Source organism: Streptomyces sp. NPDC041784, from assembly GCF_055591025.1.
Genome location: NZ_JBVJAB010000019.1, coordinates 78,206 through 104,924 on the forward strand (window position 1 = coordinate 78,206; position 26,719 = coordinate 104,924).

General features: G+C 73.3%; 23 protein-coding genes and 1 pseudogene. 10 read left to right on the top strand and 14 right to left on the bottom strand.

Going from position 1 to position 26,719, the window contains the following annotated elements; translation table 11 throughout:
* Nucleotides 1–9 precede the first annotated feature (9 nt).
* Nucleotides 10–1,509, bottom strand: a complete 1,500-nt coding sequence (locus ACZ6D7_RS33110) for an APC family permease (RefSeq protein ID WP_469498903.1) — start codon at nucleotides 1,507–1,509, stop codon at nucleotides 10–12.
* 135 nt (nucleotides 1,510–1,644) lie between these two features.
* On the opposite strand from ACZ6D7_RS33110, the gene ACZ6D7_RS33115 reads away from it, so the two are divergent.
* Both ACZ6D7_RS33115 and ACZ6D7_RS33120 read left to right on the top strand, forming a co-directional pair.
* The gene (locus ACZ6D7_RS33115) at nucleotides 1,645–2,364 is read left to right on the top strand and encodes a TetR/AcrR family transcriptional regulator (protein WP_469498907.1); all 720 of its coding nucleotides are present in this window, start codon (nucleotides 1,645–1,647) and stop codon (nucleotides 2,362–2,364) included.
* Between the two features lie 16 nt (nucleotides 2,365–2,380).
* Nucleotides 2,381–2,863 carry a pyridoxamine 5'-phosphate oxidase family protein gene (locus ACZ6D7_RS33120; RefSeq protein WP_469498910.1) on the top strand — a complete coding sequence of 161 codons (483 nt, stop codon included), beginning with the start codon at nucleotides 2,381–2,383 and terminating at the stop codon, nucleotides 2,861–2,863.
* A gap of 114 nt (nucleotides 2,864–2,977) precedes the next feature.
* On the opposite strand, the gene ACZ6D7_RS33125 is transcribed toward ACZ6D7_RS33120, so the two are convergent.
* From ACZ6D7_RS33125 to ACZ6D7_RS33135, 3 genes are all read right to left on the bottom strand, one after another.
* Nucleotides 2,978–3,286: a DUF4235 domain-containing protein gene (locus ACZ6D7_RS33125; RefSeq protein WP_469498913.1), complete on the bottom strand. Its 309-nt coding sequence runs from the start codon at nucleotides 3,284–3,286 to the stop codon at nucleotides 2,978–2,980.
* 17 nt (nucleotides 3,287–3,303) lie between these two features.
* Nucleotides 3,304–4,359, bottom strand: coding sequence for a glutathione S-transferase family protein (locus ACZ6D7_RS33130; RefSeq protein ID WP_469498916.1), 1,056 nt, complete (start codon nucleotides 4,357–4,359; stop codon nucleotides 3,304–3,306).
* A 214-nt stretch (nucleotides 4,360–4,573) separates the two neighbouring features.
* Entirely contained in the window at nucleotides 4,574–5,020 is a 447-nt protein-coding gene (locus tag ACZ6D7_RS33135) for a nitroreductase family deazaflavin-dependent oxidoreductase (protein ID WP_469498921.1), read from the bottom strand.
* 163 nt (nucleotides 5,021–5,183) lie between these two features.
* On the opposite strand from ACZ6D7_RS33135, the gene ACZ6D7_RS33140 reads away from it, so the two are divergent.
* Entirely contained in the window at nucleotides 5,184–5,636 is a 453-nt protein-coding gene (locus ACZ6D7_RS33140) for a nuclear transport factor 2 family protein (RefSeq protein ID WP_469498924.1), read from the top strand.
* Nucleotides 5,637–5,667: 31 nt separating this feature from the next.
* On the opposite strand, the gene ACZ6D7_RS33145 is transcribed toward ACZ6D7_RS33140, so the two are convergent.
* Together ACZ6D7_RS33145 and ACZ6D7_RS33150 are read right to left on the bottom strand one after the other, a co-directional pair.
* Nucleotides 5,668–6,291, bottom strand: coding sequence for a LysE/ArgO family amino acid transporter (locus tag ACZ6D7_RS33145; RefSeq protein ID WP_469498929.1), 624 nt, complete (start codon nucleotides 6,289–6,291; stop codon nucleotides 5,668–5,670).
* Between the two features lie 173 nt (nucleotides 6,292–6,464).
* The gene (locus tag ACZ6D7_RS33150) at nucleotides 6,465–7,661 is read right to left on the bottom strand and encodes a serine hydrolase domain-containing protein (RefSeq protein ID WP_469498932.1); all 1,197 of its coding nucleotides are present in this window, start codon (nucleotides 7,659–7,661) and stop codon (nucleotides 6,465–6,467) included.
* A gap of 444 nt (nucleotides 7,662–8,105) precedes the next feature.
* Here ACZ6D7_RS33150 and ACZ6D7_RS33155 point away from each other — a divergent pair, with 444 nt between their 5' ends.
* Nucleotides 8,106–10,100: a M20/M25/M40 family metallo-hydrolase gene (locus ACZ6D7_RS33155; protein ID WP_469498935.1), complete on the top strand. Its 1,995-nt coding sequence runs from the start codon at nucleotides 8,106–8,108 to the stop codon at nucleotides 10,098–10,100.
* A 57-nt stretch (nucleotides 10,101–10,157) separates the two neighbouring features.
* Nucleotides 10,158–12,185: a M36 family metallopeptidase gene (locus ACZ6D7_RS33160; protein ID WP_469498938.1), complete on the top strand. Its 2,028-nt coding sequence runs from the start codon at nucleotides 10,158–10,160 to the stop codon at nucleotides 12,183–12,185.
* A 17-nt stretch (nucleotides 12,186–12,202) separates the two neighbouring features.
* Here ACZ6D7_RS33160 and ACZ6D7_RS33165 read toward each other — a convergent pair.
* A pseudogene (locus tag ACZ6D7_RS33165) lies at nucleotides 12,203–12,742 on the bottom strand (TetR/AcrR family transcriptional regulator); the annotation flags it as partial.
* Nucleotides 12,743–12,859: 117 nt separating this feature from the next.
* Between ACZ6D7_RS33165 and ACZ6D7_RS33170 the strand changes: the two are divergent.
* Complete coding sequence (locus ACZ6D7_RS33170; protein WP_469498941.1) at nucleotides 12,860–13,321, top strand: nuclear transport factor 2 family protein; 462 nt, start codon at nucleotides 12,860–12,862, stop codon at nucleotides 13,319–13,321.
* 9 nt (nucleotides 13,322–13,330) lie between these two features.
* A complete protein-coding gene (locus ACZ6D7_RS33175; RefSeq protein ID WP_469498946.1) occupies nucleotides 13,331–13,846 on the top strand; it encodes a flavoprotein in 516 nt (171 codons plus the stop codon).
* A 1-nt stretch (nucleotide 13,847) separates the two neighbouring features.
* On the opposite strand, the gene ACZ6D7_RS33180 is transcribed toward ACZ6D7_RS33175, so the two are convergent.
* The 5 genes from ACZ6D7_RS33180 to ACZ6D7_RS33200 form a co-directional block, all read right to left on the bottom strand.
* Nucleotides 13,848–14,639 carry an MBL fold metallo-hydrolase gene (locus ACZ6D7_RS33180; RefSeq protein WP_469498949.1) on the bottom strand — a complete coding sequence of 264 codons (792 nt, stop codon included), beginning with the start codon at nucleotides 14,637–14,639 and terminating at the stop codon, nucleotides 13,848–13,850.
* 34 nt (nucleotides 14,640–14,673) lie between these two features.
* Nucleotides 14,674–15,471 (bottom strand): alpha/beta hydrolase, encoded by a 798-nt coding sequence (locus ACZ6D7_RS33185; RefSeq protein WP_469498952.1) that lies wholly within the window; start codon nucleotides 15,469–15,471, stop codon nucleotides 14,674–14,676.
* Between the two features lie 28 nt (nucleotides 15,472–15,499).
* A complete protein-coding gene (locus tag ACZ6D7_RS33190) occupies nucleotides 15,500–16,324 on the bottom strand; it encodes an alpha/beta fold hydrolase (protein WP_469498955.1) in 825 nt (274 codons plus the stop codon).
* A gap of 30 nt (nucleotides 16,325–16,354) precedes the next feature.
* Nucleotides 16,355–17,179: an alpha/beta fold hydrolase gene (locus ACZ6D7_RS33195; protein WP_469498958.1), complete on the bottom strand. Its 825-nt coding sequence runs from the start codon at nucleotides 17,177–17,179 to the stop codon at nucleotides 16,355–16,357.
* 95 nt (nucleotides 17,180–17,274) lie between these two features.
* Nucleotides 17,275–20,040 carry an ATP-binding protein gene (locus ACZ6D7_RS33200; protein ID WP_469498960.1) on the bottom strand — a complete coding sequence of 922 codons (2,766 nt, stop codon included), beginning with the start codon at nucleotides 20,038–20,040 and terminating at the stop codon, nucleotides 17,275–17,277.
* A 135-nt stretch (nucleotides 20,041–20,175) separates the two neighbouring features.
* Between ACZ6D7_RS33200 and ACZ6D7_RS33205 the strand changes: the two genes are divergently transcribed.
* Complete coding sequence (locus ACZ6D7_RS33205) at nucleotides 20,176–21,144, top strand: aldo/keto reductase (RefSeq protein WP_469498963.1); 969 nt, start codon at nucleotides 20,176–20,178, stop codon at nucleotides 21,142–21,144.
* Between the two features lie 50 nt (nucleotides 21,145–21,194).
* On the opposite strand, the gene ACZ6D7_RS33210 is transcribed toward ACZ6D7_RS33205, so the two are convergent.
* Nucleotides 21,195–22,001: a phytanoyl-CoA dioxygenase family protein gene (locus tag ACZ6D7_RS33210; RefSeq protein WP_469498966.1), complete on the bottom strand. Its 807-nt coding sequence runs from the start codon at nucleotides 21,999–22,001 to the stop codon at nucleotides 21,195–21,197.
* 65 nt (nucleotides 22,002–22,066) lie between these two features.
* Here ACZ6D7_RS33210 and ACZ6D7_RS33215 point away from each other — a divergent pair, with 65 nt between their 5' ends.
* Both ACZ6D7_RS33215 and ACZ6D7_RS33220 read left to right on the top strand, forming a co-directional pair.
* Nucleotides 22,067–23,005, top strand: coding sequence for a helix-turn-helix domain-containing protein (locus tag ACZ6D7_RS33215; protein ID WP_469498969.1), 939 nt, complete (start codon nucleotides 22,067–22,069; stop codon nucleotides 23,003–23,005).
* 319 nt (nucleotides 23,006–23,324) lie between these two features.
* On the top strand, nucleotides 23,325–25,277 hold the full coding sequence (locus ACZ6D7_RS33220; RefSeq protein WP_469498972.1) for an RICIN domain-containing protein: 1,953 nt from the start codon (nucleotides 23,325–23,327) through the stop codon (nucleotides 25,275–25,277).
* 88 nt (nucleotides 25,278–25,365) lie between these two features.
* Here the strand turns inward: ACZ6D7_RS33220 and ACZ6D7_RS33225 are convergent, their stop codons facing one another.
* On the bottom strand, nucleotides 25,366–26,664 hold the full coding sequence (locus ACZ6D7_RS33225) for an SLC13 family permease (protein ID WP_469498975.1): 1,299 nt from the start codon (nucleotides 26,662–26,664) through the stop codon (nucleotides 25,366–25,368).
* Between the last annotated feature and the right edge of the window lie 55 nt (nucleotides 26,665–26,719).

Consider the following 26,719-nt stretch of genomic DNA (forward strand, 5'->3'; position numbering starts at 1 on the left):
GGCAGGGGGTCAGTGGGTGGCGAGCAGTTCGGGCGCGTCGGCGTCGGTGCCGGCGCCCGTGCGGAAGTACGGGGATCTGCGCACCCACTTGGCCCAGGCCGCGGCCACGACACCGGACGCGATCATCACCAGGGGAGTGAGCAGCAGGAACCAGCCGTTGTCCGCGCTGAGTTCGAGATGGTCGGCGGAGGTGTAGAAGGACCAGCCGAGATAGCCGCCGAGGCCCAGCAGCGCGGCGGCGCTCAGCGCGGGCAGCACCACCGCGCGCACGCCCTGCCGCCAGTCCTCCCGCAGCAGGGCCCGGAAGCGCACGGCCGCCGCGAGCGCGGTGAGCGCGTAGGACAGGGCGACGACGATACCGACGGCGTTCACCGTCGCCATGATCATGTCGGCCAGGCGCGGGATCACCAGGGCCAGCGCGGCCACCGCCGCGGCCAGCACCCCGATCAGCATGGTCCCGGCGGCCGGAGTGCCGTAGCGCGGGCTGACCCTCGACCAGACCGGACCGAGCGTACGGTCCCGGCTCATCGCGAACATCCCCCGGGCCGTCGGGATCACCCCCGCCTGGAGCGAGGCGACCGCCGAGAACATCAGCGCCACCAGCGGCAGCGCGGCCAGCGGCTGCGAGGCCAGCCGGTCGCCGAAGTACGCGAGTCCCTGGGCGCCGTTCTCGGCCAGCTCCTCCTCGGACAGCACCCGCTGGAAGGCGACCGAGCCGAGCAGGAACAGCAGCAGCATCGTCACCAGGGTGATCAGGCCGGCCCGGGAGGCGTCGCGCGGATCGCGGACCTCCTCGGTGACGCTGAACGCGGCCTCGAAACCCCAGTAGCAGAACACCGACAGCAGCAGGCCCTGTGCCAGCGCGGTCGCCGACGGCACGGCGAACGGGTCGAACCAGCTCCACCTGAAGGCGTGCGGGCCGGTCACGATGCCGTAGCCGCAGAAGCCCAGCAGCACGACGTACTCGAAGACCAGCAGCCCGGTCTGGAGCCGGGCCGCGGTGCGGATACCGGTGACGGCGGTCAGCGTGACCGCCACCAGGACGCCCAGGCCCAGCAGTGTGGTCTGGGCCGTGGACCCCGCGTCGAGCGCGAGCCCGCCGACCGTGTGGATCCCGGCGTCCCCGGCCAGCTGGATCAGCGCCGAACCGGTCACCGCCGTGGTGTACGCGAGAAACGCGATCACCGCCACCATGTTCACCCAGCCCACCATGAACCCGAGCCACGGGGTGAGCGAACGGCCCACCCAGACATAGCCGTTGCCGGCGTTCGGCTCGACGCGGTTGAGCCGGGAGTAGGCGCCCGCGATGCCCAGCACCGGCAGGAACGCCAGCAGCATGATCGCGGGCAGGTGCAGTCCGACCACACCGGCCGTGACACCGAGGCCGATGCCGATGCTGGTGGTGGCCGCCGTACTGGAGGCGGCGATGGCGATCCCGTCGAGCACACCGAGGGACCTGCGCAGCGCGGGCCGCGCGGGAGGGTCGACACCGTAGGGCTTGTCGGTCATGGCCAGCACTCCGCTCGCGCCGGGGGGCCTGGACGGCCCCGGTGAACGGAGATGAAACCGGCCGGGGACTTAACAGGTCAACGGTGTTGTCATAAGGTGCGGCCCACACGCCAGACCAGGCACCGGAGGGGTCCCATGACCGAGCGTGTCGTACCGTCCGACGCCCGCCGGCGCAGACGGCCCACCAAACAGGGCGTCGTGCTGTCCGAGGAGCTGATCGTCGAGACGGCGCTGCGGCTGATCGAGGAGCACGGGGCCGAGGCCCTCTCCGTGCGCCGGCTCGGGCGGGCCCTGGGCGCCGACCCCAGCAGCCTCTACCGGTACTTCCGACACACCGACGACCTGCTGCTGGCCATCGCCGACGAGCTGATCGGCCGTACCCTGCGCGCCTGGCGGCCCACCGGCGACTGGCGGGCCGACCTGCGAGATCTCGGCCTCAGGATGCACGCGGGCGCCCTCGCGCACCCCAGGGCGGCCACCCTCAGCGCCTACCGGGTGACCGGGCGGGTGCACGAGATCCAGGCGGTGGAGAGCGGCCTCGGCGTCCTGCGCGACGGCGGCTTCCCCGACGCGGAGGCGGTGCGGATCTACCACGCGTTCATCGACCAGAGCCTCGCCTTCGGCGCGCTGGACTCCGCGAACCTCGCGCTGCCCCTTCAGGCACGGGAGGCGGAGGCGGAGGTGTGGCGGACGACGTACGGGCGGCTGCCCGCCACCACCCACCCGCATGTCGCGGCGACCGCCCGGTATCTGCGGGAGTCCATGCGGCACAGCTCCTACCCGGCCGCGCTGGACCTGCTGCTCGACGCGGCCGCCGCCCGGCTGGCGGAGATCAAGGGGCGGACCGGCGGCTGACGGCCACACTGGAACCATGACCCGAGCACCGGCCCGCCCCGCGCGGCAGCGCAAGAACGACACGCTCCACCGGCTCGAACACGACGAGGACGCGTGGGTCGCCACGGCCGCCGCGGGCGTCGCGGACGGCGCCGACGGCGCCACGCCCTGGCTCGTCCCGCTCTCCTTCGTCTGGGACGGCGCGACCCTCCTGATGGCGACCCCGGCCGACAGTCCCACCGGCCGCAACCTCCTGGCCGGCGGCGCCGTCCGCCTCGGCATCGGCCCGACCACCGACGTCGTCATGATCGAGGGCACCGCCGTGGCCGTCCCGCCCGCCGAACTGCCGGAGGAGGACGCCGAGATCTTCGCGGGCAAGACCGGCTTCGACCCCCGTGAACTCCCCGAGCCCTATCTGTACTTCCGCGTCCTCCCGCTCCGGGTCCAGGCCTGGCGGGCCCGCGCCGAGATCCCGGGGCGCGAGCTGATGCGGGACGGGCAGTGGCTGGTCGCCGACTGAAGCCGGGGTGACCGCGAACCCCGGCAGGAGGCGACATCCCGGAGATCCGGGGCCTCGACGGCACGCGGACGGCCTGACGGCGCGATGCCGACGCCGCCGCGGCTCCCGGTGGCGTCAGTCGCGGCCGCCCTTCTCCTTCGCCGGCCACACCCCCGTGTGCCGTTCGATGGCCATCGCGCCGGTGCGGTCGGCGGCGCTGCGGGCCGCAGCGAAGATGGCGCCCTGGACCGCCGCGGCGAGGATGACCTCGCCCCAGCCGCGGTCGCGGTCCAGGGCGTCGGGAGCGTCGTCCTCGTGGCGGAGCGCCTTCCACGCCGTACGGAAGGCGTAGCCCGCGAGGGCGCCGCTCGCCCAGCCGAAGACGAATCCGACGGGCTGGTAGATCAGCGGAAGCTTCCTCTTCGTGTGCTTCTTCTTGGCCACGTGGCTCTCCTCACTGGTCAGGGGCGGCCCCGTGCCGGGACCTCCTCGTCCGCGCGGACCGGTCCCGGCGGCGTCCCGTCCCCGAACGGGCGGCCGCCCAGCTCCTCCCGCCGGTGCGAGGCGAGCCAGCCGGACAGGTCCGGGCCGAGCGGGACGATCCGGGTCGGGTTGATTCCGGTGTGGACCTGGTAGTAGTGCCGCTTGACGTGGTCGAAGTCGACGGTGTCACCGAAGCCCGGCGTCTGATAGAGATCCCGCGCGTACGCCCACAGAACCTCGTTCTCCACCAGTTTCCACCGGTTGCACTTGAAGTGACCGTGGTACACCGCGTCGAACCGGACCAGCGTGGTGAACAGCCGGATGTCCGCCTCGGTGATCGTGTCGCCCACCAGGTACCGCTGCCGGGCGAGCCGGGACGCGAGCAGCTCCAGCCGCCGGAAGACACCCGCGCAGGCCGCCTCGTACCCGTCCTGCGTGCTCGCGAAGCCGGCCCGGTACACCCCGTTGTTCACGTCCTCGTACACCTCGGCCATGACCGCGTCGATCTCGTCCCGCAACCGCTCCGGGTAGAGGTCCGGCGCCCCGGGCCGGTGCAGGGCCGTCCACTCGGTGGCGAGGTCGAGGGTGATCCGCTGGTAGTCGTTCGTCACCAGCTTCCCGCTGGGCACGTCCACGACCGCCGGGACGCTGATCCCGCCCGGGGGATCGGTCTCCCGCCGGTCGTACGCCTCGCCGAGGTAGCGGATGCCGAGGACCGGGTCGCGGCCGTCCGGATCGAGGGTGAAGCGCCAGCTGCGGTCGTCCTGGATCGGGTCGGCGACCGCCATCGACAGCGCGTCCTCCAGCCCGAGCAGCCGCCGCGAGATCACCGCCCGGCTCGCCCACGGACAGGCGCGGCTGACCACCAGCCGGTAGCGGCCGGCCTCCACCGGCCAGCCGTCCCGCCCGTCCGCCGTGATCCGGTCCGTGAAGTGGCTCCGGGACCGCGTGAACCGTGTGTGCCCGTACGCCCTGTTGCCCCCGCCGCCCCCGCTTCCGTCGCCACCACGGCCGCCCCCGCTTTCGCCGCCCATGGCTCCTCCCGCCGCTCGCCCGCCTCGCGTCCTTCTCACCGCGTTCCCCGATTTCCGCGGACGGCACGGGGTGATCCCCGCAGGCATGGGAGAGCCCCGCCGCGACGGGGGAGCGCGGCGGGGCCTGACTCTCCGGTGCCCGGTCCCGGACCGTTCATGCGTGGACCGCGACAGATTTTTCTACGAACTTTCCGCGGGGTGCCGTCCGCCCAGGTCAGCCGGCGTCGGGCGCCAGGACGAAGACCGGTATCTCCCGGTCCGTCTTCTCCTGGTACTCGGCGTAGGGCGGGTACGCGGCGACGGCACGCTCCCACCACTCGGCCTTCTCCGCACCGGTGACCTCACGGGCCGTCATGTCCTGCTTCTGCGGCCCGTCCTGGAGCTCGACCCGCGGGTCGGCCTTGATGTTGTGGTACCAGACCGGGTGCTGGGGCGCCCCGCCCAGGGAGGCGACCACGGCGTACCGCCCGTCGTGCTCGACCCGCATCAGCGGCGTCTTGCGTATCTTCCCGCTGCGCGCGCCCCGGGTGGTCAGCAGGATGACGGGCAGACCCGTCTCCATCAGCGTGGTCCCCTTGGTGCCGCCGGAGCTCTCGTACAGCTCCACCTGCTCGCGTACCCACTGGGTCGGGCTGGGTTCGTACTCGCCTTCGAGCGGCATGGCAATCCGTCCTCTTCGTCGCGTCGTCGGTCCGACTGGTTGCCTGGTTCAACAACGGCGCGTCCGGGATTCATCCGCATCGGCCGGGTGTCCTGTCGCGCCTTTCGCGCCCTTACCCCGCGGGTAATCGCCACGCGCCGGGTCCCCGCGGCACAGTCGGGGCATGACGAAGACACCCGCCTCCCCACCCGCCGACCCGGCCACCACCCGCTCCGTCGTCGAGGAGCTGCTGGTCAGGATCTCCGAGGGCGACCCCGAGCGGATCGCGGAGCTGTACGCCGACGGCGCCGACTGGAAGCTGAGCTGGCCCGAGGGCGAGCACGGCCGCCCCGCCACACCCTGGATCCGCCCCCGCGCGACCCGTGCCGACGCGGCCGCCCACTACCGGGAACTGGCCGCCCATCATCTGCCGGGTGAGGCCGGCACCCGGGTCGAGCGGATCCTCGTCGACGGCGCCGACGCGGTGGTGCTGGGCGAGATCCGGCAGACGGCCGCCCCGACCGGACGCCCGTACCGGGCCCGGTTCGCCCTGCACCTCACCGTCGCGGACGGACACCTCGTCCGCCACCACGTGTACGAGGACAGCCTGGCGGTGGCCGACGCGTTCACCGTCTAGGACACGACCCGGGACCGTCCCGGCGGCGGGGCTACCCCAGCATTCCTGCCGCCAGCACGGTCATCACCGCGCTCGACACCAGCGCCGTCACCAGCCGCCCCCGGTGACCGGTCAGCACCCGGCCCAGCAGCGCACCGCCCCCGGCGACCAGCACCTGCCAGCTCGCGGACGCGGCGAACGCCGCCAGCACGAACACCCCCTGTTCCAGGGGCCGTACGGCGTCGGAGGCGCCGCTGCCCAGGACCAGGGCGGCGAAGTAGACCACGGTGGCCGGATTGAGCAGGGTGATGCCGAGCAGACTCAGATAGGCCCGCCAGGGGGTCGGCGGAGGCGGCCCGGACCGGACGGCCAGATGCCGCGCCCGGTACCGGCGTACGGCCGTCAGCGCGCCCCATGCGGCCAGGGCCAGCAGGACCAGGGCCGAGGCCCAGCGCAGCGGCACCAGCACCGGCCTCAGCGCGGCGGCGACGGCGGAGCCGCCGACCGTGGCCAGCAGGGCGTAGAGCCCGTCGGCGGTGGCCACGCCGAGGGCGGCGCACACACCGGTGCGCAGGGAGGTCCGGGCGGTCAGGGAGACGAGATAGGTCGCGACGGCGCCGACGGGCACGGCGATGCCGTAGCCCGCGACCAGGCCCGCGACGAGCGCGGCCGTCACGGACGCGCGGAATCGGGCCTCCGCGGACGGCCGGGCTGCTGCTGGACCCGCGCGGGAAGGGCGGCGGCGGTCGTCAGCGGCAGGAGGGCATCGTTCGTCTGCATGGCCGGATCCTGCGGGTGGGGACCGGCCCCCGGCAACCGGTTTTCCGCTCGGGCTGCCCGGCAGCCGGCTCAGTCCTTGCCGCGCAGCAGCGCGCAGACGAAGTCCTCCTGGAGGGCTCGCAGCCGTTCCAGCCGCGCCGGGTCCGTGGTGCTGTTGATCTGGGAGGTGACGGAGAACGTCAGCGAGCGGCGGCCGTCCGGGGTGGCGGCCATCAGCTGGGTGTACCCGGGGAAGTTGCCGGTGTGCCCGAGGACGACCCCGCAGCGCGTCGCGTACCGGAAGATGCCCAGCCCGGTGGTGTTGTGTCCCGGACCGGCCGGCTCGGACGCCCCGGCCCGCCACCGCCGCTGCTCCCGTACGACGGCCTTGCCGTAGAGCGTCCCCCCGGCGTAGCCGCGGACGAACCGGGTCAGGTCGGCGGGCGTGGAGATGATCCCGCCGGACGCCCAGACACCGGAGGCGCCGAGGGCCTCGCTGACGTCCTCCGGGCCGGACGGGCCCACGAAGTACCCGTGGAGGTAGGGCACGGGCATCCGGAAGCCCTGCGGAAGGGTCGTGCTGCGCAGGCCGAGGGGCTTGTACACGAGCTTGCGCAGCAGCTCCTCGTACGGAGTGCCGGTGACCGCCTCCGTCATCAGCGCGACGGCGATGTTGTCGGAGTTGGAGTACCGGTACTGGCTGCCCGGCCGGAAGCGCAGGGGCTTGTCGGCCACGTAGTCGAGCAGGCCACGGGAGTTGAAGTCGTGGTGCGGGTCGAGCACCAGGATCTCGCGGAACGCCTCGTCCTCGGTGTAGTCCGGCAGTCCGCTCGTGTGATTGAGCAGCTGCCGCAGTGTCACCGCCCCCCAGGCGGCGGGCAGCTGCGGGAGCCGCTTGCGCAGGGTGTCGTCCAGCCGCAGCTTGTGCCGGTCGACCAGGGACAGCGCCACCGCCCCGCTGAATGCCTTGGCCGTGCTCGCGATCCGCATGTGGTCGTTCTGGCGGGGCTTGCGCCCCGAGCCGACCTCGGCGACCCCGGCCCGGACGACCTGGCTCTCCTGGTCCCGCCGCAGCACGGCGATGGCACCGGGCGGACCGCCCGGCGCGTTCACGAACTCCTGGAGCCGGCGCTGCAACGCGCGGTCGTCCACGGGCCCGGAGGCCGCGCCGGCCTCACCGGACACGACCGCCGGGACCAGCGCACCCAGACAGAGGGTGACCACGGACAGCGCCCGCAGACCCGGCCGGAACGGGGACGAGCGGGGCGGTGCGCAGGGCAGAGGCATCGAGGCTCCCGAGAACGGACGGACGCTACCGAAGGTCAAGCCTCAGGACCCCGGATCCCGTCTGCCTCCCGGACTACTGCACATGGCCCACCGGACCGCGCGCCGCCGGTGGTCACGCACGGGCGGACGGCGCCCGCACCCCGCCCCGTATCCCCTTCAACTGTACGCATGTGAACGGCATTCACTCGCCGTCCGGGATGCGCGAACGCGGTCCAGGGCGGACGATGGAGTGGTCGGGAACCCGCTCCCGGACCGGCGCACGCGCGGTACGCAGCGGCGTGCGGCCGTCGGCCCGAGACCTCCCGGACGACCGAGCCCTTTCCGCGGTGAGCGCGACAGCCGCTCTTCCGGCTCCGGTTCCTCTCGCCCGGCCGTCGCGCCTCCGGCCATCGCCGATCGGTCACGTGTCGCAACCGGGGCTGGTCCACACACGGGAGGCATGCCATGCCCGTGCTCTTCTTCGACATCGGGGCGACGTTGGCGGACACCCGGCGTGAGGCGAACGGTTCGCTGACGTTCACGCCCCGCCCGCGCGTCCTCGCGGTGCTCGACGACTTCCGTGACGTCCGCAAGGGCATCGTCTCCAACCCCGGCCCGAACGAGGGCGACGTCGAGCGGGCCGCGACGGCCCTGCACGCGGCGTTCCCCGGCCGGTTCACGGACGGCGAGCTCGTGCACTGGGGGCCCAAGGACAGCCCCCGGATCTTCCAGGACGCCGTCGCCGGCACGGCGGTCGAGGGAACACCGGCGGTACCGGCCGGCGAGTGCGTCTTCGTGGGAGAGGATCCCCGGGAGCGCGCGTTCGCCGCGGAAGCCGGGCTGCGCACCGCGCCCCACCCCGTGTTCACGCGCGCCGCCGTGGAGAACCGTCCCGTCCTCTTCGTACGGATCGAGCTGCCGGAGCCTCTGGGACTGCCCCGGCTGGAGACCGTCGTGAACCAGGCGGAGGCCGTTCCGCTGCACGTCGCCTCGGAGCGGCTCGTGCTGGCCATGGCGACCACGGGGGGCGTCCAGGCGCTCGAACAGGCCGGGTTCACGGTGGACTTGCGGGGACCGGTCGACGCCACGGGTGTCTTCCTGATCCGCGACCACCACCCCCGCACACCCGCCCATGGCCTCGCGGACGCCCCGGACGAAGCGGACACCCCGGACGGGTCGACCGCGCGCGCCACGGCGGCCTTCGACCGGGTCGCCGAGGCGCTGGCGGGAACCACGAACGCGCCGCTCGTCCCGCTGGGGCCCGCGCCGGGCGGCGTCTACGTCGCCGCACCCGCCGGGGTCCCGATCGAGGACGTGCACCTGCCGGGTGCCAAGCCCGGACACACCGAACGGCTGCTGCCGGACCCGACGCTGCTCTCCCGCCCCGGCGAGGCCTGGGCGCAGGCACTGGTCGCCGGTCCGGCGCAAGGCCCGGGGTCCGGCCCGGCGGCCGCGGCGTCCGGCGACGGCCAACCCTCCCCGCAGACGCTCGCCGCGGTGCGCGCGGCCGTGACCTCCGAGGTGCTGCGCGGCCATGTGGCGCGCATCTCCGGCGTCGAGCCGCTCACGGAGACCGAGACGCGGCTGGTCACCAGCCGGGACGCGGCCGCGGAGGACAACCCGAGGGTCGTCGAGGCCCTGGCCCGTCGATTCCACGACCTCGGACTGACGGTGCGACTGCACCGGTTCCCGTGGAACGGACATCGGCTGTTCAACGTGGAGGCGGAGCACCGGGTCGACGGCGCGGACTCCGCCGTGCTCATCACCGCGCATCTGGACTCCACCGCGGCCAGCGGTTTCTTCGTCGACGCGAACGGCGACCCGCGCCCCTACGATCCCGCCCTCGACCCCGCGCCGGGCGCCGACGACGACGGCAGCGGCACCGCCGCCGTCATGGCCGCCGCCGAGTGCCTGCACGCACTGCTCAAGGCGGGCCGCACGCCGACCCGTACCGTGCGTTTCGTGCTCTTCAACGCGGAGGAACAGGGCCTGGTCGGCAGCAAGTTCTACGCGCGGGCCGCCGCCGCGGCGGGGGAGCGCATCGCCGGTGTCTTCCAGATGGACATGATCGCGGGCCTTCAGCCCGGCAGCACGCCCACCGTCGAGATCCACGCCGGCTCCAAGGTGACGGGACCGGTCGTGGGCGCGTCCGACGCGCTGAGCGCCCTCGTCGCGCACATCGTCCCGGCCGTCGACCCCGACGTGACGGTTCAGCGCCTCACGGGCCGCGACGACCCCGCCCTGGGCCGCAGCGACCACACGAGCTTCCATGAACGGGGATGGGCGGCCGTCGCCGTCTGCGAGGACATCTTCGGCCCCGACGGCAGCCAGGACGGCACGGGCACCCGCCAGTACCACACGCCGCGCGACACCCTCCTCGACCCGGACCACAGCACACAGTTCGCGGCCACGATCGCCCGCTCCGTCACGGCGACCGCCCTGACCCTCGCGGGTCTGTAGACCGGACGACCGCAAGACCGCCGACGACGGGCCTCGCCCGCGGCAGGAGCATCCGTCATGACACAGTTGATCGACACGCGGGACCTGCGGTACGACCGGCTGGCCGAGACCGAGGGGGCCGACGCCTTCCTCGCGGAGACCGCCCGGGTGGCGGAGTCGGTGGACCACACCCTCATCGCCGAGCGCGACAAGGTGAACCGCTTCACCGGGCATCTCACCGAACTGCGGGTGGCGGGCGCGCCCGCGTCCCTCGCCGAGAGGGCACCCGCCGAGATCACCGACGGCGACTACATCGCCCGGGCCAAGGAGTACCTCGCGTCGGTCGTGGAAGCGATCGGTTTCGCCGCCGGAGAGCCTGCCGAGTTCGTGGCCGATCCGAAGGTGACGGCGACCAGCGCGGGCACGCGCGTGGTCAGCCTGCAGCAGACGCTCAACGGCATCGAGGTGTGGGGCATGGCCCCCAAGGTGTGGCTGGGTGCGGACGGCACGGTGGAGCGGGTCGTCGGCGACACGGCGAGTGTGCCGGCGAACGTCTCGGCGATGCCGGCGGTGCCCGCCGAGCGCGCTCTGGCCGTGGCCGCCGCGAAGGCCGCCGAACCGGTCGTGCTCGAAGGGCCGTTCGGCACCGATCAGCTGCCCGCCCTGGACATCTCGGCCGGCTTCTCCCGGCTGACCTGCCAGGCGCGCAACGACCAGCCGATGACGTTCGACAAGGGTGCCTTCGACGAGGCGATCCCCGGCCGGCTGGTGTACTTCTACATGGGGGACGCGGTCCGTCTCGCCTGGTCGTTCACGTTCTCCCGGGCCCACCTGGCCGTGCAGTTCCACGCGCTGGTGGAGGCGGACGAGGGGACGCAGGACAAGGCGGCTCCGCAGATCCTGTACTTCCAGGACCTGACGAACCGTGCGGTCGAAGGGCAGGTGTTCCGGCGCAACCCTGCCGAGAGCGAATTCGCCAGGGCGCCCTTCCCGCTGCCGCTGAGCGACTATCCGGTCGAACCGCCGCCGGAACTGCCGTTCGGGTTCCCCGGGCCCTGGGCCACGCGCCAGGACGGGCGTGTGTCGACGGTCGGCAACAACGTGCTGGCCTTCGACGCGGCCAGCGAGAAGAGCTTCGAGATCGATGTCGACGCCGAGGGCAACGGGGTGTTCGCACCGGAGCCCAACTCGCCGCAGCAGTTCGTCACCAACATCTTCTTCTTCTGCAACTACATGCACGACTTCTTCCTGATGCTCGGCTTCACGGAGGAGCACGGCAACTTCCAGACCGTCAATCTCTCGGGGCTGGGCCGGGGCGCGGATCCGGTCCTCGCCTTCGCCCACCCCGGGCCGGTCGAGGGCACGGCGAACATGACCAGCCCCGCCGACGGCGCGGCGGCGGTGATGAACATGGGTCTGGTCAGGCGCACCGGCAGGCACACGGCCAACGACGCGGACGTCGTCTTCCACGAGTTCACGCACGGTGTGTCCAACCGGCTCGTCGGCGGCGTGAATGACGTCAACAGCCTGCGTGAGCTCCAGTCGAGGGCGATGGGGGAGGGCTGGTCGGACTTCTACGCGCTCACCACCCGCAACTTCTCCCAGGAGCGGGAACGCACTGTCGTCGGCAACTGGGTGTTCGCCAACGACACCGGTCTGCGCCAGCGGCCGTACGACCAGCAGTACCCGGGTGGCTTCGGGGACATCGGCAAGGGCCCCGGGCAGCTGGCGGGCGGCCTCGACTACACGAAGATCCACAACGTCGGCGAGATCTGGTGCGCCGCGCTCATCGAGATGACCCGCCGGATCGGCACGGAGATCGGCAGCAAGGAGCGTGCCTACCGGATCGCCTGGCAGGCCGTCTTCGACGCGCTGAAGCTCACCCCCAAGAACCCGTCCTTCCTCACCGCCCGCGACGCGGTACTGCGGGCGCTGAAAGACCTCGAGGGCGGCAAGTTCACGGTGGCCGAGTATCCCGTGATCCGGCGTGCGGCGTGGGGAGCCTTCGCTCGCTACGGCCTGGGCTTCGACGCCTTCTGCCCCAACGCCTTCTTCGTCGGCTGCCGGTCCGGCGTCCAGCTGCCCCCGGAGGGACACGAGGACTGACCCCTCGGGCCTTCCCCCAGCAGCAGCAGCGCCGCCTCTCGCGCCTCCGCGGCCGGGGCGGTGCCGCCGCTGATCCCGGCCGTCACCATCGCCCCCTCCGCCAGCAGGAACAGCGGCCCGGTGAGGGCGCCGGGCAGGCCCGCGTCCGCCACGAGACCCGTGAGGTAGTCCCGGAACGCCGTCTTGTGCGCCCGTACCTGACGGGCCACGCGCTCCGAGGTCGCGCCCAGTTCGCCGTACGCGTTGATCCAGGCGCACCCGCGGAAGTCCGGTTCGGCGAACCACTCCTCCAGCCACTCGTAGACGGCCAGGATCCGCTCGCGGGGGTCCTCGCGCCGGGCGACGGCCTCGGCGAGCCGGCCGCGCCAGCGCCCGTCACGCCGCTCCAGGTACGCCTCCACCAGCTGCTCCTTCGCGGGGAAGAGCTGGTACAGCCGCTTGAGCGAGACGCCCGAGGCGCCCCGTACGTCGTCCATCCCCACGGACTGGACGCCCCGCCCGTAGAACAGTTTCTCGGCGGCGTCGAGCGCCTGCTCACGGGCTGTCGCGCGGTCCATGGACGCACCACCCTTCCTCGAGGCTCCCTTGACGGGAGAACGGTCGTTCTCAACTGTTTCAGACTACAGGGAGAACGCACGTTCTCCGCTTCGCGCGCGAGCAGTCCGGGAGACCCCATGTCCGACACCCGCCCGCCGCTTCCGCCCTTCACCCGGGAGAGCGCCGTCCAGAAGGTCCAGGCCGCCGAGGACGCCTGGAACACCCGCGACCCCCACAAGGTCGCCCTCGCCTACTCCGAGGACTCCGTCTGGCGCAACCGCGACACCTTCGTCACCGGCCGCGCCGAGATCGTCGACCTGCTCACCGCCAAGTGGGCGCGCGAGAGCGAGTACGCCCTGCGCAAGGACCTGTGGGCCTTCGACGGCAACCGCATCGCCGTCCGCTTCCAGTACGAGTGCCGGGACGCCGCGGGCCAGTGGTGGCGCTCGTACGGCAACGAGCTGTGGGAGTTCGACGAGCGCGGCCTGATGACCCGCCGCGAGGCCGGCATCAACGACGTGCCGATCGACGAGAGCGAGCGCCGCATCCACGGGCCGCGCCCCGAAGCCGACCGAGGGCTGTCCTTCCCCGTTGAGTAGGGTGCGCGGGTGACCGAACAGGACGAGAAGCCGCCCTTCCTCTACGTCGTCGTCTGCGCCGCCGGGATCGCCTCGGGCGTCGGGAAGCTGATCAGCGCCGCGCAGGAGCGGGAGTGGCACGTCGGGGTCATCGCGACACCGCACGCCATGAACGGCTTCTTCGACACCGCCGCCGTCGAGGCGCAGACCGGCCGCCCGATCCGGTCCGCCTGGCGGCGCCCCGGCGACCCGCGCCCGTTCCCCGAGCCCGACGCGGTCGTCGTCGCCCCGGCCACCTTCAACACGATCAACAAGTGGGCGGCCGGCATCGCCGACACCCTGGCGCTCGGCACTCTGTGCGAGGTGGCCGGGACGGGCGTCCCCGTCGGCGTCCAGCCCTGCGTGTCCGTCACGCTCGCCGCCCACCCCGCCTACCAGGACAGCCTGATCCGGCTGCGTGGGATGGGCGTGCGGTTCGGGTACCCCTATGACGGGGCGGAGGGCGAGGAGTTCGGGTGGGAGCGGGCGCTGGACCTGGTGGAGTGAGTCAGACGGTGACCTCCGTCGCCGTACCGGGCGGCAGCCAGCGGAACCGCTCCCGCAGGCCGTCGGGCGCCGTCGCCAGCGCCGCCTCCATCGCGTCCCTGCCCTCCTGGAAGTGCGACCAGCCCTCGTAGTGCACGGGCAGCACGGTGTGCGGACGCACCGCGCGGCACAGCTCCACCGCCCGGGACGCGGTGAGCGTGTAGCGCACCGGGCCGGTCAGCGGGAAGCCGACCGCGCCCAGGTGCAGCAGGGCCGTGCCCACGTCGAGCCTGCGGCCCACCTCGCGCACCCCGTCGAACAGCACGGTGTCGCCGGAGATCCACAGGACGCCGTGCCGCCGGCCCTCCCAGCGCAGCGCGAAACCGGTCACCTCGCCGACCAGCGGTTTCGACAGGGGCGGACCGTGCCGGGCCGGGGTCGCCGTCACCTCGACCGCCGGGCGGCCGGGGGCCTCCAGACGCCAGGACGTCCACGGGGCGAGCCCGCGCGAGTTGCCGCCGAGCCGCCGGGCCCCCGACGGCGTGGTGAGGACGACCCCGGCGCCCGGCAGCAGCGCCCGCCCGGCCGTGTCCAGGTTGTCGGCGTGGTGGTCATGGGTGAGCAACACCGCGTCGACCGGCGGCAGTTCGGCCGGCGACAGGGCGGGCCCCGCTGTCTTGCGCGAGGACGTGCCCAGCCCGAAGGCGTAGCGGCGGCCCGGCGGATCGAAGGTCGGGTCGGTCAGCAGCCGCCATCCGCCCGCCTCGATCAGGGCCGTCGGGCCCCCGATGTGAGTGACGCGCACCTCGGTCATGCGGTGGCCCTTTCCCCTCGTCGGTACGGACGGCCTACTTCGCGTGCGCCAGCGCCCAGTCGAGGGCGAAGTCGGCGACCTCCTCCCAGCCCGGCGCGGCCGGCAGCAGATGCGGCCGGTCCGGATACTCCTTCACCTCGGTCACCGTGTTCGACCTGTAGTGCTTGGCGTTGGACTGCTGCACCTTGGGCGGCATCAGATGGTCCTTCTCGCCCGAGACGAACAGCAGCGGCGCCCGGTCGTCATTGTGGTAGTCCACGTACGTGCTCTGGTGGCCGGGGCGCAGGGTGGCCAGGGCGCTGTCCCAGAAGATCGACCCGGAGGCGGGGATCGCGTACCGCTCGTACAGCGCCCGGGACTCGTCCTCCGGGAAGGTGTTGGTGAACGCGTAGTGCCACTGCTCGAAGGTCAGACCGACCGCGCGGTGCCGGTTCGCCGGGTTCTTCAGCACCGGGAAGGCCGCCTTGACCTGGGTCAGCGGCAGCACGGCGACGCCCTCGGTGGGCGCCGAGTTGACCGCCACGCCCGCCGCGCCGAGGCCCTTGTCGAGCAGCAGCTGCACGAAGACACCGCCGGCCGAGTGGCCGATCAGGACCGGCGGCTTGTCCAGGCCGCGGACCAGGGACTCCAGACGGTCGACGATCTGCGGGACGGTGACCTGTTCGATCGGTGTGGTGTCGGCGTTGAGGGACTCGACCTCGGCCTCGAAACCGGGGTAGGCGGGCGCCAGGACACGGAAGCCGCGCTTCTCGTAGTGGGCGACCCAGTGCTCCCAGCTGCGGGGCGTCACCCAGAATCCGTGGATCAGGACGATGGTGTCGGGGGTGCTCATACCTGCTCCTCCCTGGAGCGTCGAAGGGTCACCGGGTGGCGCGGTCGGCGGCGCGGATCTGCCGGACCACGGCGTCCGGGTGCGACATCATCACCACGTGCGAGGCGCCCTTGACCTCGACGGTCCGGCTGCCGGCCCGCCGGGCCATGAACCGCTGCACGGCCGGGGGGATCACCCGGTCGGCCGTCGCGACCACGTACCAGGACGGCACGCTCTTCCACGCCGGTACGCCGCTCGGGGAGCCCAACCCGGCCACGCTGCCCGGGCGTTGGGCGGTCGCCATGACCCGGGTCACGGACCTCGGCAGGTCCTGCGCGAACACGTCGTGGAACTTCGCCGGGTCGATGTAAGCGTCCAGACCGGGATCCGTGCTGCCCGGGACCGGGAAGGGCCGGCCGACGAGCGCCGGCTCCAACTGGCTGCCCGGGAACTTCCCGGCCAGTTGCAGCGCGTTCTCGCCCTCGTCCGGCGCGAACGCGGCGGCGTACACCAGCGCCTTGACGTTCGCGTGCCCGCGTCCGGCGTTGGTGATGACCTCGCCGCCGTAGGAGTGGCCGACGAGGATCACCGGCCCGGTGATCGTGTCGACGACGCTGCGGACGTACGCCGAGTCGCCCGCCAGGTCGCGCAGCGGGTTGGCCGGGGCGATCACCGGGTAGCCCGCGTCCAGCAGGGCGGCGGTGACGGCGTTCCAGCCGGAGGCGTCGGCGAAGACGCCGTGCACGAGGACGACGGTCGGCCTGGTGCCGGTGCCCGTGGCGGAGGCCGGGGCGGCGGTACCGAGTGCGGTGACCGCGCCGGCCGCGAGCACGCCGCCCAGCACACGGCGGCGGGAGGGAACTTCGGGGACCATCGAGAGGGGTTCCTTCCGGATGACGGGGTGTCAGGAGTTGAGGAAGTCCAGGAGATCGGCGTTCAGTTGGTCCTTGTGCGTGTCCGTGATGCCGTGCGGGGCGCCCGTATAGACCTTCAGCGTCGCGGTCTTGATCCGGGCCGCCGACGCCTTCCCGCCCACCTCGAACGGCACGACCTGGTCGTCGTCGCCGTGCACGACCAGTGTCGGCACGTCGAACGCGTCCAGGTCGGCGCGGAAGTCGGTCGCGGAGAACGCGGCGACGCATTCGAAGGCGTTGCGGTGCCCGGACTGCAGGCCCTGCCGCCAGAAGGCGTCCCGGACACCCTGCGAGACGTTCGCGCCGGGCCGGTTGTGCCCGAAGAACGGCCCGTCGGCCAGATCCCGGTACAGCTGCGACCGGTCGGCGAGCGAGCCGGCGCGGATCGCGTCGAACACCTCCGCCGGCACCCCGCCCGGGTTGTCGTCGGTCCGGAGCATGAACGGCGGTACGGCGGAGACCAGCGCCAACTGCGCCACCCGGGCGGTGCCGTGCCGGCCCACGTACCGGGCGACCTCGCCGCCGCCCGTCGAGAACCCGACGAGCGTGACGTCGCGCAGATCGAGGGTGTCGATCAGCGTGGCCAGGTCGTCGGCGTAGGTGTTCATCTCGTTGCCGTGCCAGGTCTGGGTGGAACGGCCGTGGCCGCGCCGGTCGTGCGCGATCACCCGGAACCCGTGCGAGGCGAGGAACAGCTGCTGGGCCTCCCAGCTGTCGGAGTTCAGCGGCCAGCCGTGACTGAGGACGACGGGGCGGCCCATGCCCCAGTCCTTGTAGAAGATCTCCGCTCCGTCGGATGCGGTGACGTAGGGCATGCGGTGCTCCCGTCTGCGGGACGTGTCCGGCGGGACAGATCCTCGTACGGGCGCTTCGGCCCCCGTATCCCGTGGAACGCGTAGTCGTGACCCGGTCAGAGCGCCGGCGACCGCCCCAACTGCCGCCGGGAGGTGACGTCGAGCTTCCGGAAGATCTTGCGGAGGTGGTAGTCGACGGTGCTGGCGCTGATGAACAGCTGGGCGGCTATCTCGGCGTTGGTGGCGCCGTCCTTGGCGAGGCGGGCGATGGTCAGTTCCTGCGGGGTGAGCGCGCCGGCCGCGTCGGCCGGGCCGCGGTTCGGGTGCTCGCCGGTCGCGGCCAGCTCCTGGGCGGCGCGCGCCGCGTACCGCGTGGCCCGCATCGCGTCGAACATCGACAGGGCGGTACGCAGCTGCTCGCGGGCGTCCTTGCGGCGCTTGCGGCGGCGCAGCCACTCGCCGTAGTGGAGGTGCGCGACCGCGAGATCGGCGCGGGCGCGGGTGCCGGAGAGCCGGGAGACCGCCTCCTGGTAGAGCGGCTCGGCATCGCCGCCGGGGGAGAGCAGGGCCCGGCAGCGGGCGAGCAGACCCAGGGCCCAGGGTGTGTCCGAGGCCGTGGCCCGGGAGAGAAGCGTGCGCAGGGAGGCCTCGGCGAGGACACGGTCGCCGCAGCGGACGGCCGCTTCGATCTGGTGCGGGAGCAGCCGGGAGTGGAACGCGATCGGGTCCTGCTCGAGGAGCTCCTGGGTGAGGGAGCGGGCCCGGGCGTAGTCGCCGCCGCCCAGGGCCAGGATCACCATGCCGATACGGGCGATGGACTCCACCGCGCCTGCGCCGAGCCAGGTCCCGGCGTCCCTCGATCCGTCCAGGATCGCGTCGAGGCCGTCCGCCTCGGCGTGCCAGGCGAGCAGTTCGGGATGACGGTAGATCGCCCACAGGTCGTCGGTGGCGCCGACGGCCGCCCGGATCTGGTTGCCCTCGGCATGCACCTCGTCGGCCGTCGCCAGCTGCCCGAGGTTGGTCTCGTGCATCACCGTGCAGTACAGCGCGGTGTCGAGTTCCAGCAGCGCGCCGAGTGAGCGGGCGGCGTTCGCGGCCCGTCGCATGACCGCGCTCTGGGCCTCGTCGTCCCACCGGATCATCGACAGGGTGATGACGGGCAGATAGGCGCGCAGCACGTCCGCGTCCGACGTGCCCGGGTCGAGGATCACGGCATGGGCCCGCCGCATGTGGGGGACCGCGCTCTCGTAGCCGTCGGTGACCATGACGGCCCACGCGCGCAGCACGAGGTCGACGCCGGTCGCGGGCCGCTCGCGGGGGAGCAGGTCGTCGATGGCGCGGGCGATGTCGTGCGGCGTCACGTCCTCCATGAGGTGCTCGGCGGTGATCTGGCTGCGGACCGCGCGCAGGAGCGCGTCCCGGGCGAGGTCCGGCGCGCCCTCGGCGAGGGCCTGCGCCGCGCTCAGACACAGGGCGGGAGCGCGGGCGAACGATCCGGCGGCGCCCAGGATGAACACCGAGTAGGCCCGCACCAGCAGCGCGCGGCCACGGCCGACGTCGCCGAGCCGCTCGACGTCGATCGTGTCGAGCAGGGACTCGGCCTGCAGGGCGGCGCCGGCCGCGAGTGCCGCCTCGGCCGCCGCGAGCAGCCGTCCGGCCCGCACTTCGCCCTCGGGCGTCAATTCGGCCGCCCGGATCAGGAACGCGGCCCGCCCCGCGTACCCGCCGCGGGCGCCCGCGTGGTCCGCCGCCCGTTCCACCTCCTCGGCGACCCGGGCGTCCGGACCGAGCGTGGCAGCGGCGCGGTGCCAGGCCCGCCGGTCGCTGTCGGCGGGACGGTCGGTGACCCGGGCCAGCACCCCGTGCGCCCGCCTGCGCTCGACGCTGGTCGCGCCGCCGTACACCGCGGAGCGCACCAGGGGGTGGCGGAAGCCGGCCTGCGCGCGCAGCACCACGAGCCCCGAGGCCTCGGCCGGCGCCGACGCCTCGGGGCCGAAGCCGAGCAGCCGCGTGGCGCGGGTGATGTAGGCCAGGTCGCCGCCCGGTTCGGTGGCGGCGAGCAACAGCCACTCCTGCGTCGGCGCGGGCAAGGCACGCACCCGCTGGAGGTAGTGCGCCTCCAGCCGGCTGCCCACCGGCAGCGGCTCGGGCAGCGCCAGCCCACCCGACAACTGCTCGGCGGACAGCTCCTGCCCCAGGTCGGCGAGCGCGAGGGGGTTGCCCGCGGTGGCGGCCACGATGCGCGCCGCCACCCGCGCGTCCAGCGGACCCGCGACCGCCTCCCGCAGCAGCTCCAGCGCGACCGGCTCCTCCAGACCGCTGACCTCGGCCACCGGGACACCGGCGGGCACCTCGAACCCGGTCCGCGCCGCGAACAGCAGCCCGACGCCCTCCGCGTGTACCCGGCGCGCCACGAAGGCCAGCACGCCCAGGGACTCCTCGTCCACCCACTGCGCGTCGTCCGCGCACACCAGCACCGGCCGTTCCCGGGCGGTCTCCGCCAGCAGGGTCAGCGTGGCAAGCCCCACCAGGAACCGGTCGGCGGGCGGCCCGTCGTCCAGCCCGCAGGCGACCCGCAGCGCCGCGTGCTGCGGCGCCGACAGCGCACCCGGCTCCTTCAGCCCGTCCAGCACCGGCACCAGCAGCCGGTGCAGCGCGGCGAACGGGAACCCGGACTCCGCCTCCACCCCCGCGACCCGCAGCACCCGCAGATCCGCCGCCTGGGCCACCGCGTGGTCGAGCAGTGCCGTCTTGCCGATGCCCGCGTCACCGCGCAGCAGCACCGCCCCGCTCAGTCCCCCGCGCACCTCGGCGACCAGTCCTTCGAGCCGCCGCCGCTCCGCGGCCCGCCCCCTGAGGATCACTCCCACGCCCTTCGACATGGCCCGTATGTGAAGGCCGTCGGCATATTCTGTGAAGCGGTCTCATTCAAGCAAGACCGGGCGGTCCGCGGGCGCGAAACGGACATCCGCGGTCGGTCTCCCCCGGTACCTCCTCCGACGTCAGGAGCGGCGACGATGCAGTACGTGAAGCTCGGTTCGACGGGGCTGGACGTGTCGCGGATCTGTCTGGGCTGCATGACCTACGGGCAGCCCGACCGGGGCGTACACGAATGGACCCTCGACGAGGAGGCGTCCCGCCCGCTCATCCGGCAGGCGCTGGAGGCCGGCGTCACCTTCTTCGACACGGCGAACGTCTACTCCGACGGCACCAGCGAGGAGATCGTCGGCAGGGCGCTGCGCGACTTCGCCCGCCGCGACGAGATCGTCCTCGCCACGAAGGTGCACAGCCGGATGCGGACGGGCCCCAACGGCGCCGGCCTGTCCCGCAAGGCGATCCTCGCCGAGCTCGACCACAGCCTGCGCCGCCTCGGCACCGACCACGTCGACCTGTACCAGATCCACCGCTTCGACCCGCACACCCCGGTCGAGGAGACCATGGAGGCGCTGCACGACGTGGTGAGGGCGGGCAAGGTCCGCTACCTCGGGGCCAGTTCGATGTACGCCTGGCAGTTCGCCAAGATGCAGTACACCGCCGAGCTGCACGGCTGGACGAGGTTCGTCTCCATGCAGAACCACTACAACCTCCTCTACCGCGAGGAGGAGCGCGAGATGCTGCCCTTCTGCGCGGACCGGGGCGTCGGCGTGCTGCCCTGGAGCCCGCTGGCCCGCGGCCGTCTCACCCGGGACTGGGGCGCGGTCACCGAGCGCAGCGCGACCGACCACTTCGGCGGCCGGCTCTACCTGGAGAGCGACCGTGCGATCGTCGAGGCCGTCTCCCACATCGCGGCCGACCGCGGCGTCCCTCGCGCCCGGGTGGCCCTGGCCTGGCTTCTCCACCAGGACACGGTCACGGCCCCGATCGTCGGAGCCGCGAAGCCCCACCACCTGGAGGACGCGGTGGCGGCGGTGGAACTGGAGCTGAGCGAGAAGGAGTTGGAAGAACTGGAGCGCCCGTACGGCCCGCATCCGATCGCCGGCCACTGAAGCGCATCTTCCAGTGGGCTGCTGGGCTGCTGGGCTCGTGGGCTGGTGGGTTAGTGGGCCTGGTGCGCCCCGGCAGCCGGCCCGAACTCGGTTCCGCAGGGCCCCGCACCCTCGCTCTCCGGCAACGGCACGCGTTCCCCGCCCATCGACACCGTCCGGTAGAACCGCCCGATCCGCTCCGCCGACCGCCCCACGTAGTGACCGATGAACGACCGCCGGAACCGGCGGTCACTGCGGTTCGGCCCCGAGCCGTGCACCAGGCTCCCGTTGAAGAACAGGACATCCCCGGGCGCCATGTCGACCGGCACCGCCACGAGCCCCGGCGGCGGCGCGACGTACTCCCGCGCGAACGACACCGTCGCGTCCGCCTCCTCCGGGCAGAACAGCTCCATGGCATGCGTGCCGGGCACCACCTCCAGCCCCCCGTTCTCCCGGTCGATGCCGTCGCACGCCAGCCACGCCGCCACACAGGTGCCCGGCTCGACCCGCAGATAGAAGTTGTCCTGGTGCAGCGCCTGCCCCCGCGCCCCCGGCGGCTTGAAGTAGAACATGCTCTGCGCCGCCAGCACCGGCTCGCCCAACAGCCGTTCCAGCACGCACCGCAGCCGCGGATCCAGCAGAGTGCCCCGCGCCAGGGCGCTGAACTCGTGCGGCTGCATCACCCTCGGGTACGCGTCCAGCGGGTCCGTGCCGGGCCGCGGCTCGAAGTGCCCCGGCACCGGCCGCCCGGCCGCCCGGAGCGCCGCGAACTCGGCGCACAGCCGGTCCACTTCGTCGTACCCGAACAGCCCCCGCACGACGGTGAAGCCGTCCTCCCGGTACTGCCGCAGCCCGCTGTCGATGTCCGTGACCGTCATCCGTCGTCCCCTCCTCGGCCGGCCCGCCCTACGGTAGGGCGACGCGGCGTACCGGGAGGATGCCCATGCGTGCTGACGACCTGCCCGTCACTGCCGTGCCCGCGGCCCCCTCGCCACCGCCCGGCCTGGTGGTGGTCGGCCACTTCGACGAGGGACCGGGGTACGGCGTCAACCGCCCCCGGGGCTCCGAGAGTTGGCTGTTCACCTGGACGACGGCCGGGGGCGGACGGCTGCGGCAGGGGAGCGCGGAGGTCCGGGCGGCCGCCGGCGATCTGGTGGTGCTCGCGCCGGGTGTCCCGCACGGCTACGGCGTCGCACCCGGCGCCGCACACTGGCGGTTCTGGTGGGCCCACTGCCAGGCCCGCCCGTCCTGGACCCCCTGGCTGCGCCCGTACGGCGGCGGTGACGGCCTGTACGCCGTCACCCCCGTCCCGGCGGACCTGCGGGACCGGGTCGGCGCGGCCTTCCGCCGGATGCGCGCCGACGCCCGCTGGCCCGGACCGGGGGAGCCGGCCGGACCGGACACGATCGCCGTGGCCCGGGACACCACCGCGCGTGAACTCGCCCTGGGCGCACTGGAGGAGGCCGTACTGCTCACCACGGCAGCCGCGCGCCGGCCGGAGCCGTCCGCGGGTGTCGACGACCGGGTCCGGCGGGCGCAGGCGCTGATCGCCGCCGACCCCGGCGCCCCGCACACCGTGCGGTCGCTGGCCGGGCATGTCGCGCTGTCGCCCTCGCGTTTCTCCCATCTGTTCACCGAGCAGCTCGGCCGGTCCCCGATGCGGGCGCTGCGCGACGCGCGGCTGCGGCACGCCGCCCGGCTGCTGGAAGGCACCGACCTGTCCGTGGAACGCGTCGCCGGCGCCTCGGGGTTCGCGAGCCCCTTCCATTTCACCCGGGTGTTCCGCGCCCGTTACGGGACACCTCCGGGCGCCTACCGGGACGGAATCCGCGCCGCAATTGCCGTACCGAGAGAAACACCAAAAGGGACACCAATACAGTGACCGCCCCGAACGGCTATCCCTGTTTGACGTTGCGTCAATACCGCGGTGCCGTACGCAAAGCACGAAACCGCGAGATCCCTTGTTCCGCCTGGTCCGGCTGTGCGAAGGTGTGCCTTGTCGGCGCACGGACAGTGCTTTTCGCACCGTGCGCGCGAGGCCCCTCTGTACCGTCCACACCCCCCATGCTTCACAAGAGCCGTCCCCCGCGGACGTCAGAGGTGCCGAACCCTGTGCGAGTCGATCCCGTCGCTTCGTGGGCGGGGGACGCATACCCATTGGTATGGACTTAATGCCGCATGTCCCCAGGAGGAATGCACTCGTGAATGACGCAGGCCTGTCGAATTCCCCTTCGGCGCGCCGCCTGGATGCGACGGACGAACAGCTCAGCTCCGAGCTGAAGAAGTGGACGGGGGCTTCGCCCGCCCTGCACCCCGTCGGTGAACTTCTCGACCGGCACTGGGAGGCGGCCTTCGCCTACGCGCGGCTGTGCACCGAATCGGAGCGTGCGGCGGGCATGCTCACCACCGCCGCGTTCACCCGGCTCTTCGGCGCGACCCTACGCCAGGACGGGCCCACGGCCGCCTGGCGGCCCCATCTGCTGGTCACCGTCCGCCGGATCGCCACCGAGTGGGACACCGACGGCCGCCGCGACCTGCTCCACCCCGCACTGCGCTCCGAGAACGGCGACAGCGAGCGGGTGGCCGCCCGGCTGCTCCCGCCGGCCAACCGGCGCATGCTGGCCCGGGCGTTCCAGCGGCTGCCCCAGTCCGCGCGCTGCCTGCTGTGGCACACGGAGGTGGAGACCGAGCCGCTGGCGATCCCGGCCGGACTGCTCGGCCTCGACGACGACGGCGCCCGCGTCGAACTGCGCCGCTCCCGTGAGCGGCTGCGCGAGGAGGTCCTCCAGGTCCACAACGAACTCGCCACCGACGACCAGTGCCACCGCTACCACCGGCTCCTGGACGTCACCTGCCGGCGCGGCGGCCTCGACATCGACCCCGACCTGCGCGCCCACACCGAGCAGTGCCGGCACTGCGCCCACACCGCCGACCAGCTGCTCCAGTTCGAGGGACTGCTCGGCGTCGCCCTCGCGGAGGGCATCCTGGGCTGGGCCGCCGACGCGTACCTGGAGGCCAGGGCCGCCGGCGCGGAGACCGCAGAGGCGACCGTGGAGCGGACGGCCGCCGCCCCCGGGGAGGCCTTCACGGACGAGGCCGGCCTGCCCGTCCGCCCCGCCGTGCCGCCCCGCACCGCCCCCGCGGGCACCGCCCCGGCCCCTCGGAGCACGGCGTGGTCCACCGCCGGCCCGTCGGCCGGCAGCGCCCCGGCCGGGTCCCGTCGCTCCGTCCAGAAGGCGGCCCGCCGGGCCCGCCGCCGCAACCTGGCCGCCGCCGTCCTGACCGTGAGCGGAATGGTCGTCCTGCCGCTCGTGGTGTGGGTCGCCCTCGGCTCCGGGGAGGGCTCCGGCCAGAGCGCCGACGGCGAGACCGCGAAGAAGCCCGGCACCGACTCCGCCACCACCGATCCGTCCGTGGTCGGTGCCGAGGACTCCCAGGGCATCCTGCGCGGCCGGCTGCACAACGTCGCCTCCGGGCTCTGCATCGGGATCGCCGGCGGCAAGGCCGTCGAGGGTGCCGAGGCCGAACTCGCCACCTGCTCCGCGACCCCCGGCCAGCAGTGGTCGTACGAACCGGACGGGCTGCTGCGCAGCGCGGCCGATGCCGATCTGTGCTTGGACTCCACCCTCGGCTACTCGGTCCGGCTGGCCCCCTGCGCGGGCGCCGCCCGGTCCGACGTCCGCAACGTGCGCTACGACTTCACCCTCCAGGGCACGCTCGTCCCGCGCTCGGGCCAGGACCTCGCGCTGGCGCCCGCCGCCACCGACGGCTCCGGCGCGCTCGTCGTGAAGAACCGCGAGGACGGCCCTGAGCAGCGCTGGGTGATCGACACCTCCCAGCCCGACGCGCAGATGCAGTTCGTCAACTGGGGCGAGGCCGGCACCCCCAGCGCCACCCCGGCACCCACCCCCAAGGCGGCGAAGCCCCCGGCGCCCGCCCCCGAGCAGCCGCAGACCACCCCCACCACCCAGGCTCCGACGGCCACCCCGTCCACCTCCGACGGCACCGCGTGCACGTACTACGACTGGTACGCCTGCGACGAGGGCTCCGGCGGCGGGTACGGCTACGGCGACGGCTACGGCTACGGCGACGGGTATGGCGGTGGGTACGGGTACGGGTCCGGGGGGTACGGCTCCGGCGGCGGGCGCCACTAGGCCGGGTCGGGGTGGGGGTTCGGTCCGGGACCACGCCCCGGTCGCCCGGACGTCGTCCACACGTCGCCCCGACGTCGTCCGACGCCGCTCAGACCACCTGGAGCGACCCCCACAGGGCCACCACCGCCGGCACCAGCGTGGCCGGCACGGTGAGCAGGCCCAGCCGGGTGAACTCCCCGACGTCGACCCGTTCCGCGCGCTCGCGCACCACGCGCCGCCACAGCAGCGTGGCCAGCGACCCGGCGTACGTCAGGTTGGGGCCGATGTTCACCCCGAGCAGGACGGCGAGCACCGCCCCGGCCCCGGCCGGGGCGGCCAGCGGGACCAGGACCAGGACCGCCGGCAGGTTGTTGATCAGGTTGGCCAGGACGGCGGCCACCGCGGCGACGCCGAGCAGGGCGAGCAGCCCCGTACCGTCGGGCACGGCGTGCCGCAGCGCGTCGGCCAGACCGTTGTCGACGACCGCGCGGACCACGATCCCCAGCGCTAGCACGAACGCCAGGAACCCCGGCGCGGCGGACCGCACCACGGCCACCGGCGTCACCCGCCGCCGCGCCAGCGCCCGCCCGGCCATGACCAGCGCCCCGGCCAGCGCCGCCCACACCGGTTCGACGCCGACCGCCGAGGCCACCACGAACCCGGCGAGCGTGCAGGCCACGGTGACCAGCGCGAACACGGGTACCTCGGGCGCCGGTCCGGGGTCCACGACGGGTTCGGCGGCCGGCTCTGCGGCGGACAGGTCGGCGGCGAAGAAACGCCGGAACACCGCGTACTCGACGGTGATCGCGACCACCCACGGCAGCGCCATCAGCGCGGTGAACCGCGTGAAGCTCAGCCCGCTCGCCGTGAACGCCAGCAGGTTGGTGAGGTTGGAGACCGGCAACAGCAGCGAGGCCGTGTTCGACAGGTGCGCGCAGGCGTAGACGTGCGGCTTCGAGCGCACCCCCATCCGGGCGGCGGTGGCGAACACCACCGGCGTCAGCAGCACCACCGTCGCGTCCAGACTGAGGACGGCGGTGATGACGGACGCCAGCACGAACACGGCGGTGAGCAGCTGGCGGGGGCGCCCCGCCGCACGCCGGGCCATCCACGCGCCGCACGCGGTGAAGAGCCCCTCGACGTCGCACAGGTGGGCCAGGACCAGTACCGCCGCGAGGAACCCCACCACGGGTCCGAGCCGTTCCGCCTCCGTGAGGGCGTGCTCCGGGGAGATCGCGCCCAGGGCGATCGCGGCGGCCGCGGCGACGACGGCCTCCGACCGTCCGGCGGGGCGCAGCACCGCCCAGCCGAGGGAGCCGACGAGCAGGGCGACGGACAGTGTTTCGGCGAGCGGCGCGTTCAGGGTGGATCTCCGGCGGCGGCGGGGGTGCGGGCATGCCCCGCCCATCGAGCTGGTTCGGGTGTCCGCCCATGAAAACACGCGCGTGCACAGCGCTTGCCGA